At 71.8% G+C, this 11467-nt stretch carries 12 protein-coding genes; 5 read left to right on the top strand and 7 right to left on the bottom strand.

From position 1 onward, the window contains the following. Positions 1 to 322, top strand: a 322-nt coding sequence (locus BLW78_RS30320) for a transposase (protein WP_139307801.1), incomplete at its 5' end; no start/stop codon positions are given. A 13-nt stretch (positions 323 to 335) separates the two neighbouring features. Here the strand turns inward: BLW78_RS30320 and BLW78_RS30315 are convergent. From BLW78_RS30315 to BLW78_RS30285, 7 genes are all read right to left on the bottom strand, one after another. Continuing rightward, a complete protein-coding gene (locus BLW78_RS30315) occupies positions 336 to 794 on the bottom strand; it encodes a type II toxin-antitoxin system RatA family toxin (protein WP_091684010.1) in 459 nt (152 codons plus the stop codon). A 15-nt stretch (positions 795 to 809) separates the two neighbouring features. Beyond that, the gene (gene lipA, locus BLW78_RS30310) at positions 810 to 1793 is read right to left on the bottom strand and encodes a lipoyl synthase (RefSeq protein ID WP_020095416.1); all 984 of its coding nucleotides are present in this window, start codon (positions 1791 to 1793) and stop codon (positions 810 to 812) included. A gap of 134 nt (positions 1794 to 1927) precedes the next feature. Continuing rightward, complete coding sequence (locus BLW78_RS30305) at positions 1928 to 2659, bottom strand: MIP/aquaporin family protein (RefSeq protein WP_020095417.1); 732 nt, start codon at positions 2657 to 2659, stop codon at positions 1928 to 1930. A 259-nt stretch (positions 2660 to 2918) separates the two neighbouring features. Next, complete coding sequence (gene glpK / locus BLW78_RS30300) at positions 2919 to 4424, bottom strand: glycerol kinase GlpK (protein ID WP_091684008.1); 1506 nt, start codon at positions 4422 to 4424, stop codon at positions 2919 to 2921. Between the two features lie 55 nt (positions 4425 to 4479). Next, the gene (gene glpD, locus BLW78_RS30295; protein ID WP_091684006.1) at positions 4480 to 6012 is read right to left on the bottom strand and encodes a glycerol-3-phosphate dehydrogenase; all 1533 of its coding nucleotides are present in this window, start codon (positions 6010 to 6012) and stop codon (positions 4480 to 4482) included. Positions 6013 to 6095: 83 nt separating this feature from the next. Next, positions 6096 to 6917 carry a DeoR/GlpR family DNA-binding transcription regulator gene (locus BLW78_RS30290; RefSeq protein WP_020095420.1) on the bottom strand — a complete coding sequence of 274 codons (822 nt, stop codon included), beginning with the start codon at positions 6915 to 6917 and terminating at the stop codon, positions 6096 to 6098. 278 nt (positions 6918 to 7195) lie between these two features. Continuing rightward, positions 7196 to 7438 carry a hypothetical protein gene (locus BLW78_RS30285; RefSeq protein ID WP_026605287.1) on the bottom strand — a complete coding sequence of 81 codons (243 nt, stop codon included), beginning with the start codon at positions 7436 to 7438 and terminating at the stop codon, positions 7196 to 7198. Between the two features lie 206 nt (positions 7439 to 7644). Between BLW78_RS30285 and BLW78_RS30280 the strand changes: the two genes are divergently transcribed. The 4 genes from BLW78_RS30280 to BLW78_RS30265 all read left to right on the top strand — a co-directional run. Next, positions 7645 to 8139: a chemotaxis protein CheW gene (locus BLW78_RS30280; RefSeq protein WP_091684011.1), complete on the top strand. Its 495-nt coding sequence runs from the start codon at positions 7645 to 7647 to the stop codon at positions 8137 to 8139. Between the two features lie 7 nt (positions 8140 to 8146). Then, the gene (locus BLW78_RS30275) at positions 8147 to 9679 is read left to right on the top strand and encodes a CheR family methyltransferase (RefSeq protein ID WP_091684004.1); all 1533 of its coding nucleotides are present in this window, start codon (positions 8147 to 8149) and stop codon (positions 9677 to 9679) included. Next, entirely contained in the window at positions 9679 to 10254 is a 576-nt protein-coding gene (locus BLW78_RS30270; protein WP_091684002.1) for a chemotaxis protein CheW, read from the top strand. The genes BLW78_RS30275 and BLW78_RS30270 overlap by 1 nt, the downstream gene beginning before the upstream one ends. Positions 10255 to 10290: 36 nt before the next feature. Continuing rightward, on the top strand, positions 10291 to 11467 hold a 1177-nt coding region (locus BLW78_RS30265), incomplete at its 3' end, for a methyl-accepting chemotaxis protein (RefSeq protein ID WP_091684000.1).

The raw sequence follows: 11467 nt of genomic DNA, 5'->3' as shown, positions 1-11467 counted from the left end.
CAACGTGGCCGACATCACCATGGCGCTGCCCCTGCTGTGCGCTGTGGTGCCGCCCAAGCGTCTGATCGCCGACAAGGCCTACGACGCACAGAGCTTGAGAGATTGGCTGAAGAGCCACCGGGTGATCGCCACCATCCCATCCACGGCCACCCGGACGGTACCCTATAAGCACAGCCGGGTCGCCTACCGGCGGCGCAATCGGATCGAGCGGCTGTTCGGCCACCTCAAAAACTGGCGGCGCGTCGCGACCCGCTACGATCGCCTAGCCTGCAACTATCTCGCAGCCGTCGCGCTAGTTTCCTCTGTCATCGCATGGACCTGAATGAGTCCCCTACCTAAGCCCGCGCCCCGTACATCCGGTTCGCCCGCCCCTCGAAGGCGTCGGTGAACTTGCGGAAGGCGCGGTCGAACATCGTGCCCATGAGGAGCCCCAGGGTGCGGCTCTTGAACTCGTAGGTGATGAAGAAGTCGACGTTGCAGCCGCCGTCGGGGCCGTCCTTGAACAGCCAGCGGTTCTCCAAGTGCCGGAACGGGCCGTCGATGTACTCGGCGACGATCTTGAGACCCGCCGGATCGAGGGTGACCCGGGTGGTGAAGCGCTCGCGGATCGCCTTGTAGCCGACGCCCATCTCGGCGATCAGCACCTGCCCGCCCTCGGGCATGTCCTGCCGGCGGATCACCCGCAGGGATTCGCAGAGCGGCAGGAACTCTGGGTAGCGCTCCACGTCGGCGACGAGGTCGTACATCTGCTGCGGCGTGTGCTTCACCGCGCGGGTGACCCGGAAGGACGGCATGGTCTTCGGATATCCTCAGGCCGAGAGCGCGGGCGACAGTTTGGCCAGGCGCGCCGCCTGCAAACGCGCGAAGTCCTCGCCCGCATGGTGCGACGAGCGCGTGAGCGGCGTGGCCGAGACCAGCAGGAAACCCTTGGCGTAGGCGGTGGTCTCGTAGGCCTTGAACTCGTCCGGGGGGACGAAGCGCACGACCTCGTGGTGCTTCTTCGACGGCTGCAGGTACTGGCCGACGGTGAGGAAGTCGACGTCGGCCGAGCGCAGGTCGTCCATGAGCTGGAGCACCTCGTTCCGCTCCTCGCCGAGCCCGACCATGATGCCGGACTTGGTGAAGATCGTCGGGTCGAGCTCCTTCACCCGCTGCAGCAGGCGCACCGAGTGGAAGTAGCGGGCACCCGGCCGCACCGTGAGGTACTTGGCCGGCACCGTTTCCAGGTTGTGATTGAACACGTCGGGCTTGGCGGCGACCACGACCTCCAGCGCCCCGTCCTTGCGCAGGAAGTCGGGCGTCAGGATCTCGACGGTCGTGCCGGGACTCGCGAGCCGGATGGCCGCGATGGTCCGGGCGAAGTGCTCGGCGCCGCCGTCCTTCAGGTCGTCCCGGTCCACCGAGGTGATGACCACGTGGTGCAGGCCGAGCTTGGCCACCGAATCGGCGATCTTGTCCGGCTCGCCCAGGTCGAGGGCGTCGGGCAGGCCGGTGCGCACGTTGCAGAAGGCGCAGGCCCGCGTGCAGGTGTCGCCCATGATCATGAAGGTGGCGTGCCGCTTCTCCCAGCACTCGCCGATATTCGGGCAGCCCGCCTCCTCGCAGACCGTGACCAGACCGTGCTCGCGCACGATCTTCTGCGTCTCGGACCAGGCCCTGGAGCCGGGCGCCTTCACGCGGATCCAGTCCGGCTTCTTGGCCTGGACGGGCTGGTCGGGCCGGTGCGCCTTCTCGGGGTGGCGCAGGCGGACCGGCCGCGGATCGTTCTTCAGGGTGTCGAGGACGACGGCCATGGGTCGGGGGCACACCGCGGGCAAGCGCCCCAGGGGCGCGGTCGGGATCGCCCTGACTTAAGGCCCAAGGCCGCGCGCCGCAAACCGCCGCGACGCCGGGCCGCCCCGCGGTGGTTGAGGGTGCGGCCGTTCCGTCAGATCCCCAGCGCCCGGACGAAGAGCCCGGCCAGCACCGCCCCGACCAGGGGCGCGGCCACCGGGATCAGCGCGTAGCCCCAGTCGGAGCTGCCCTTGCCGGCGATCGGCAGCACCGCGTGGGCGACGCGCGGCCCGAGGTCGCGGGCCGGATTGATGGCGTAGCCGGTGGTGCCGCCGAGCGACAGGCCGATGCCCCAGACCAGCATGCCGACCATGTAGGGCGCGACGGCCCGCGGGATCGCGCCGGCCGAGCCCAGGGTGGTGGTCACGAGGGCGGAGATCGTCAGGATCAGGAAGAAGGTCGCGATGATCTCGGAGATCCAGTTGGCCTTCGCGTCGCGGATCGCCGGGCCGGTGCAGAAGCAGGCGAGCTTGAGGCCGGGATCCTGGGTCGCGCCCCAGTGCGGCAGGTAGTGGAGCCAGACCAGCACGGCGCCCACGAAGGCGCCGAGCATCTGGGCCGGGATATAGACGGGGATCTTGCTGAAATCGCCGGAACTGACCGCGCCCGCCACGGTGACGGCCGGGTTGATGTGGGCGTCGGCGCTGCCGGTGGCGTTGGCCACGAAGACGCCCGCGAGGACCGCGAAGGCCCAGCCCGCCGTGATGGCGATCCAGCCGGCATTCTCGCCCTTGGAATGCTTGAGCAGGGCGCCGGCCACGACGCCGTCGCCGAGCACGATCAGGGTCATCGTGCCCAGGAATTCGCCCAGGAAGGGTGATGTCATCGTCTCGTCTCCCCCGTTCGCTGCTTTTTGTGAAAGTTCAAAGCTTTGGCGAGCGCGTGAACGCCGGTGGCGGTCACCGAATGGTTACGCAGGTCCGGGGCGGCGCCCTCTCCTGCGGTACCGGAGCGCCCCGGAGGCCTCTTCGAAGGCCTCCGGGGATCCCGCGGCGATCTGGTGCCCTCCTTCGAGGCCGCCGCGCAGCGGCTCCGGATGCGGGCGCGAGTGGGACTGCGCGGGGCGTGTGCGCCCCGAGCCCGTCTCAATCCTCGTCGGTCTTCCAGTCGAAGGAGCGCTGCACCGCCCGGCTCCAGGCGGCGGCGATCTTCTCGCGCTGGCCGGCATCCATCTTCGGCGTCCAGCGCTTGTCGACGCCCCAGTTGCGCTTGAGGTCGTCGAGGCCCTTCCAGTAGCCGACCGCGAGACCCGCCGCGTAGGCGGCGCCGAGCGCCGTGGTCTCGGCCACCTTCGGGCGCACCACCGGCACGTCGAGCAGGTCGGACTGGAACTGCATCAGGGTGTTGTTGGCGACCATGCCGCCGTCGGCCCGCAACTCCTTGACGGGGATGCCCGAATCCTTGGCCATGGCCTGCAGCACCTCGCGGGTCTGGAAGGCGGTCGCCTCCAGCACCGAGCGGGCGATGTGGCCGCGGTTGACGTAGCGGGTCAGGCCGATGATCAGGCCGCGGGCGCCCTCGTTCCAGTGCGGCGCGTAGAGGCCCGAGAAGGCCGGCACGAAGTAGACGCCGCCGTTGTCCTCGACCGTCGTGGCGAGCGTCTCGACCTCGGCGGAATCCTTGATCATGTGCAGGTTGTCGCGCAGCCACTGCACCAGGGCGCCCGTGATGGCGATCGAGCCCTCCAGCGCGTAGGCTGGCTTCTGGCCGTCGAGGCGGTAGGCCAGCGTGGTGACGAGGCCGGCCTTCGACGGGACCGGCTCCTCGCCGGTGTTCATCAGCGCGAAGCAGCCGGTGCCGTAGGTGTTCTTGGCCTCGCCCGGCGCGAAGCAGGTCTGGCCGAACAGGGCCGCCTGCTGGTCGCCCAGGATGCCGGCGATCGGCACGCCCGCGAACGGAGCCTTGGTCTCGCCGTAGACCTCGCTCGACGAGACGATCTTCGGCAGCATCGCCCGCGGGATGCCGAAGGTCGACAGCATGCCCTCGTCCCAGTCGAGGGTCTTCAGCGACATGAGCTGCGTGCGGCTGGCGTTGGTCACGTCGGTGACGTGGAGGCCGCCCTCGGTGCCGCCGGTCAGGTTCCAGACGAGCCACGTGTCGATGTTGCCGAACAGCACGTCCCCGGCCTCGGCCTTCTGCCGGGCGCCCTCGACGTGGTCGAGCAGCCAGCGCAGCTTGAGGCCGGAGAAGTAGCTCGCCAGCGGCAGGCCGGTGAGATCGCGGAACCGGTCGCGGCCGCCGTCGCGGGCGAACTCGCCCACCAGCCGGTCGTTGCGGGTGTCCTGCCAGACCAGGGCGTTGTGCAGGGGCTTGCCGGTCGTCCGGTCCCAGATCAGCGTGGTCTCGCGCTGGTTGGTGATGCCGACCGCCGCGAGGTCGGAGGGCTGGAGCCCGCCCTTCTCCAGGGCCTCGCGCATCACGCTCTGGGTCTTCGTCCAGATCTCCGTGGCGTCGTGCTCGACGTGGCCGGGAGCCGGGTAGATCTGCGCGTGCTCGGCCTGGGCGAGCGCGATCACGCTGCCCTCCCGGTCGAACACGATGAAGCGGCTGCTGGTTGTGCCCTGGTCGATGGCCCCGACGTAACGGCTCATCGTTCCCTCCCCTAGATGGCCCGACCGGTCTGTCGCCGGATCGGGTTCGAAAGCGTCAGGCGGCCTCGGCCCTGCGGTCGAGGTAGGCGGCGAGGCGCGCGGCGCTCTCCGCGCCGGTGCGCAGGCCGAGCTTGGAGCGCCGCCACAGGATGTCGTCGGCGGTGACCGCCCACTCCTCGGTCCGCAGGTAGTCGACCTCGGCCGCCGTGAGGCCGCCGTCGAAGGCCTCGCCGAGATCCGCCAGGGACTGCGCCGTACCGACGATGTCCCGGGCCCGGGTGCCGTAGGCGCGGGCGAGGCGGCGGGCGGTCTCCTCCGGCAGGAACGGCGTCTCGGCCCGCAGCTTGGCGAGGAACTGGTCGAAGTCGGCGTCCTTCATGGCGCCGCCCGGCAGGACCGCGTCGCCGGTCCAGGACTTCCCGAGGTGCGGGAAGTACGGCTTCAGCTTCTCCAGCGCGTGCTCGGCGAGCCGCCGGTAGGTCGTGATCTTGCCGCCGAAGACCGACAGCACCGCAGCCGCCCCGCCCTGGTCCTCCACGTCGAGGACGTAGTCGCGGGTTACGGCCGAGGCGTTCTCGGCCGCGTCGTCGTAGAGCGGGCGCACGCCCGAGTAGCTCCAGACCACGTCGGCCGGGGTGATCGTCGTGTCGAAGGAGCGGTTGATGCAGCCGCAGAGGTAGTCGGTCTCGCTCTCGGAGATCGAGACCGGGCCGGGCTCGCCGTCATAGGGCACGTCGGTGGTGCCGATCAGCGTGAAGTCGCGCTCGTAGGGGATCGCGAAGATGATGCGCTTGTCGGGCTGCTGCAGGATGTAGGCCTGATCGCCCGCGAACAGGCGCTTGACCACGATGTGGCTGCCCTTGATCAGCCGCACCGCCGCGCGGCTGTTGATGCCGAGCGTGCCGCCGAGCGTCTCGCTGACCCACGGGCCGGCGGCGTTGACGACGGCCTTCGCGCGGATCGTCCGCTCGGTGCCGCCGCGCTCGTCGCGCAGCGTCGCGACCCAGCCGTCACCCTCGCGCCGGGCCGAGACGACGCCGGTGCGGGTCATCACCGTGGCGCCGCGCTCGCGGGCGTCCATGGCGTTGAGCACCACGAGGCGGCTGTCCTCGACCCAGCAGTCGGAATAGACGAAGCCGCGCGTCAGGCGCCGCTGCAGCGGCGCCCCGTAGGCGGAGCTGCGCAGGTCGACCCCGTGCGAGCCCGGGAGCGTGCGCAGCCGCGCGAGGTGATCGTAGAGAAACAGGCCGAGCCGCAGCATCCAGGCCGGGCGCAGGCCCTCGTCGTGGGGCAGGACGAAGCGCAGGGGCCAGATCACGTGCGGGGCGAGCCGCAGCAGCCGCTCGCGCTCGGCGAGCGCCTCACGCACGAGGCGGAACTCGTAGTATTCAAGGTAGCGCAGGCCGCCGTGGATCAGCTTCGTCGACGACGAGGAGGTGAAGCCGGCCAAGTCACCGCGCTCGGCCAGCAGGACCGACAGACCCCGGCCGGCCGCGTCCCGGGCGATGCCCGTGCCGTTGATGCCGCCGCCGATGATCAGGAGATCGTAGGCGTCGGACGGCTCGCGCTGTCGCGGTGCAGCCGCCATGGTTCCTCCTGGGCCGCCTTGGTGGCGTTTCGGCACTATATTGACGCGGCGGTCGGCTTTCGCAAGCGAAAAATCGATGTTCGTTACGGTTCGTCCGCGCTGTCGGCGACCGCCAAGTTGACGCCCAGACGCTCCATGAGCGCGACGATCTCGGCCGGTGGCGCCCGGTCGGTGAAGAAGGTGTCGACCTGCTCCAGGCGCCCGACCTGGACCATGGGCCGCCGCGTGAACTTGGTGTGGTCGGCCACCAGGAAGGTTTTCCGGGCATGGGCCAGGATGGTCTGGGTCGCCCGCACCTCCTCGTAATCGTAGTCGAGGAGCGCCCCGTCGCCGTCGATGCCGCTGATGCCGATCACCGCCACGTCGACCCGGAACTGGCTGAGCGTGTCGCAGGTGAGCTGACCCAGCACCGCGCCGTCGCGGTTCCGCACGGTGCCGCCCGCCACGACGATGCGGAACTCGGTCGTCTCGGCGAGCGAGATCGCCACGTTGAGGTTGTTGGTGATGATGCTGAGATCGTCGTGTCGGGTCAGCTCGCGCGCGACGGCCTCCGGTGTCGTGCCGATGTTGATGAAGACCGAGCAGTGCGACGGGATACGGCTCGCCGCGAGGCGGCCGATCCGGCTCTTCTCCGGCAGCAGGGTCACCCGCCGGTCGGCGTAATCGATGTTCTCGACGCTGGAGGGCAGACCGCCGCCGCCGCGGTAGCGCTCCAGCCGCCCCTCGGCGCTCAGCTCGTTGAGGTCGCGCCGGATCGTCTGGACGGTGACGCCGAACTGCGCTGCCAGGGCCTCGATCGTCACGAAGCCGCGCTGGCGGACCGAGGCGACGATCGCGCTGCGCCGCCCCTCGACACCGGTCGCCTCGATCCTGTCGTCGGATCTCCGGTCGAGCGGTCGTGACATCGATACTCCCTCGCCTTCGTGAGGCCGTCGCACCGCTGTACTGATTGCCGGACGATGTTCGTTTGCGAACATGTTCGGGCGTCGCGGCTTTCGCACAACTCTGGACCGCGCCGCGCCGGCCGGCAACAGTCGGACGCCACGCGTCGACCGGACTGCACTATGCTTCAGGCCCGCACGACCGGCACTTCGCCTGCGACCGGGCATAAAAAAGGCCTGCCGCGGGTGCGACAGGCCGAGCCACCCGGACGACGCCTGCGGCGCGTCCCGGTGTTCGCCACTCACATGTGGTGGCGCATCCGGCGATGATGCTTCATCCGCTTGTGCTTCATGCGCTTGCGCATCATCGGACGCGCGGCCGGAGCGGCTCCCTGCTCCATCGCGGCCGCCTCGCCGGCGCGCTCCAGGCCGCCGCGCGGGCCGCCGGCCTGCGCGCCCGAGGCATTGTAGGGCGAGTTGCCCTGGGCGTAGGCGGAGCCCGCGAGGAGCGTCAGCGACGCGGCGGCCAACAGAAGTTTCCTCATCGTCAATCCCTGGCGTAGACCGGCGCAGGCAAAGCACGCGCCTCTTCAGGCGCGTTGCCGCTGCGTCGGAAAATAAGCGGCTTAGGCGAGACTTGGTTCCGCGTCATCGTGCCGGTGCGGCGCACAATTGCCGGCAGCGTTAACTCGGCCTATGTCGCGACCCGTCCCGGCCCGGCCGCGACCGAGCAACAGGGGAGCGGGTGGCGGTGGCCAGCAGCGGTTCGGCCTATCTCCTGCTGGATGTCGCAGGCACGGCCTGCGCCCTGCCCCGCGGCGCGGTCGCCGAGATCCTGCCGCTGCCGGATCTGCACGCGCCGCCCGCTTCCGGCAGCTGGCTCACCGGATTCCTCAATCTCGGCGGCACGCCGGTCCCGGTCGTCGACCTCGCGGCGCTGCTCGGCCTGCGCCCGGCCGGCGCGACGCCCGGTCTCTACGCCCATCTCGCGCTGATGCAGGGCGAGGCCGTCGCGTACCTCGTCGATCGCGTGGCGGACCTCGCGACCGTCCCGGATTCCGCGATCCGGCCGGCCGAGGCGGCCGACACGCTCAACGGCTGCGTCGCCGCCGAGCTGGTCCTCGGCGAGCGGCTCGTCCACGCGCTGGCGCCGGAGCGCCTCCTGACCGTGCAGGAACGGGTCCGCGTCGACGCCCTGGCGCGGGCCGCCGCCGAACGTCTCGCCGCGCTGCCGCACGCCGTCTGACCGCGCGATGGCCCGACCGGGGAATCCCCGTCCCGACCTGAGTGCCGATCCCGCCTACGCGCCGCTCAAGGCGCGGATCATCGCGCGCACCGGCCACCACTACTACACCGACAAGGACGAGCTGCTGATCGAGCGGCTGCACCGCCGGTTCCGCGCCGCCGCCGTGGCCGATTGCGCCGCCTACGCGGCCCTCCTGTCGAGCGGCGCGGAAGGCGAGGCGGAATGGGCCCGGCTGGAAGCTGAGATCACCGTCGGCGAGACGTTCTTCTTCCGCTACGCCGAGCAGTTCAGCGCGCTGCGCGCGACGATCCTGCCGGCGCTGATCGCGGCACGGGCGTCCGAGCGCGTCCTGCGGATCTGGAGCGCGGGCTGCTCCACCGGGGCCGAGGCCTATTCCCTGGCGATCCTGGTGCACGAGCTGCTCGGCGACGCCCTGCCCGAGTGGCGGGTGGCGATCCTCGGCACCGACATCAGCGTCGAGGCGCTCGCCACGGCCCGCGCCGCCGAGTACGGCCGCTGGGCGCTCCGGACCATGCCGCCGGAGGACCGGCTCCGCTACTTCACCCGGCTGCCGCCCGCGCCGGGCATCCGGCGCGAGGGCGGCTACGCCCTCCGGCCCGAATACCGCGGTCCGGTCCGGTTCGAGCGCGGCAACCTGCTGAGCCTCGTCGAGCCGGGGCCGCCGCAGGGCGAGCCCTTCGACCTGATCCTTTGCCGGAACGTGCTGATCTACTTCGATGCCCGGACGGTCGCCGCGGTGGTGCGCGGGCTCGGCCGAAGGTTGCGGCCGGAGGGCTGGCTGCTCCTCGGCCACGCCGAGCCGAGTCCCGCCTTCGCGAGCTTCCTCGACGCCGTCAGCCTGCCCGGGACCGTGGCCTACCGACCGCGCGCCGAGGCGCCGCCGGTCGCGCCGCCGGTCGACCTGTCCGGTGCGCCCGCGCCGAACCCCGTCCCTCCGGCGCGACAGGCGACGGAGCCGCCCCCGGCGGATCCTGACCCGGGCCAGTCCGGGGCTGCAGAGGCCGACGCCGCGGCCGTTCCCGCCCCGGACCCGGTCGCCGCACCCGGCACCGGTCCGGCTCCCGCAGCGCCCGAGAGCCGGGAGGACCGGCCGGAAGAGGAGGACGCCGTCGACCTCGACCGGATCCGCGCGCTGGCCGATTCCGGCGAGACCGGAGCGGCCTGGCGGGCGCTGCGGGGCGCCCTCGACCGCGATCCGACCGACACCGCCCTGCGCTTCTACGAGGGCCTCCTGGCCCGCACCCTCGGACGCGACGCCGAGGCCGAGCGGGCGCTGCGGGCCGCGCTCTACCTCGACCGCGGTTTCGTGATGGCCCACTACCACCTCGGCCTGCTGCTGATCGCGCTGCGACGGCCGCACGAGGCGCTCCGCGCCCTCGACAACGCCGTCGCCTTGAGTCAAGCCCTCGGGCCGGACACGGCGCTGCCCGAGGGCGACGGCGCCTCCGCGGGCGAGATCGCGGCCAGCGCGGCCGCGGCCCGCGCCGCGCTCGGCGGCGCCGGCAGCAGGAGGTCCTGATGGGCGCAGGCCCGAGTGCACAGGGCGGCCGTCCGCGGCCGGAGCGGGACCTGCGCGCCGAGCGCGCCGCCGCCCTCGCCCGGCGCGGTGCCGCGGCGGCCGCGACCGATTCGGGCGTCGATCACCTCGTCTGCGCCTGCGGTGGCGAGCGCTACGGCGTGCCGCTGGCGGCCGTCGCCCAGGTCCTGCCGTCGCGCCCCGCCACGCCGATGCCCGGGGCGGTGCCGGCGCTGGACGGCCTCGTCGCCCTGTCCGGGCGGATCGTCGGCGTGCTCAGCCTCGCCCGGGCCCTCGGCCGGCCGGATCCCGCGTCCGACGCCGACGCGGCGGCGGGCCACATGATCGTGCTGCGCGGCGTCCACCCCCAGCCCCTCGCCCTCGCGGTGGACCGGGTCCTGGGCATCGCCCGGGCCCCTGGCGCGGTTGCCGCGGCCGGCGCCGAAGCGGCCGATCCCGATCGCTTGGGCAACGAGGCCGCCTCGGTCTATGCCCCGGCCTCCGGGGCGGCGGGCGACGGCCGTCCCGACTTCGTCGTCATCGACCTCCCCCGCCTCCTGCGCCGCGCGCTGCCCTGACCGGGCCGCCTGCCCCAACCGGAGCCATCCCCGCCCGTGTCGCTCTCGATCGGAAAACGCATCCTCCTCGGCTTCTTCGCCATCACGGTGGTGGTGGTGGCGCTCGGCCTCTACGCCCTGGAGCAGATCGGCGCGGTGCGCGACACGACCGACGCGATCGTCCGGCGGGATATGACGATCCTGCGCCAGCTCGACGATCTCGGGAACGACGCGCGCGACCTCGGTCTCCTGCGCCGCACGGCCGTGATCACGATGCTGATGCAGGCCCAGGGGCGCGCGACCCAGGCCGGCGACACCCTGGCTGCCTGGCGCCAGACCGCGGCCCAGGTCGAGAACCGGCTCGCCACGACGATCCAGCTCGCGACCCAGTACCGGACGCAGGTCGTATCCGCCGAGCGCGTCGCGGCCTGGGACCGCATCGCCGCGGCGGCGACCGCGGTCCAGGGCTCGTTCCGCGAGGTCAGGGCGCAGGGCGAGGCGCAGTTCGCCGCTATCGCCCAGCAGGACGTCGCGGCGGTCGAGGCCCGCAACGCGGAGATCGCGCGGCTGCAGGCACCCTTCCTCGAGGGGATCAAGAACCTCCGCTCGCAGCTCGACGGCGGCATGGCGCTGGGCCAGCGTGCCGCGCAGGAGGTCTACGAGCGCTCGCGCCTCTCGATCTACCTGACCCTGGCCGCCGCGGTGCTGCTGGCGGTCCTGATCACGTGGCTGATCAGCCGCGCGGTGGTGCGGCCGCTCGAGACGGTCATGGCCTTCGTCGGCCGCGTCGGCGAGGGTGACCTGTCCGGCCAGCTGGCGGCGGGCGGGCGCGACGAGATCGGCCGTCTGAGCACGACGCTGAACACGATGGTCTCGGGTCTGTCGGACCTGGCTCGGACGAACCGGGCGGCGACGGCGGACCTGAACGCGGCCGCGGCCGAGATCCGCGCCTCGGCGCAGGAGCAGGCGGCCTCGGTCGAGCAGCAGTTCGCCGCCGTGCAGGAGACGGCCGCCACGGTGGACGAGATCACCCATTCGGGGGCGCAGATCTCCAAGCGCGCCACCGAGGTGATCGCCACCGCCCAGGCCACCGCCCAGACCTCGCGCCAGGGGCTGCGCGCGGTGTCCGACACCGCCAAGGCCATGGACGCGATCCGCGAGCAGGCGGAGGCGGTGGCGGGCAACATCGTCAGCCTGTCGGAGAAGACCCAGACGATCGGCGACATCATCGAGA

The sequence above is a fragment of the Methylobacterium sp. 275MFSha3.1 genome (genome assembly GCF_900108435.1).
Taxonomy (GTDB): Bacteria; Pseudomonadota; Alphaproteobacteria; order Rhizobiales; family Beijerinckiaceae; genus Methylobacterium.
Note: the sequence above shows the minus strand (reverse complement) of the source record. Positions and strands in the feature narration are given on the sequence as shown.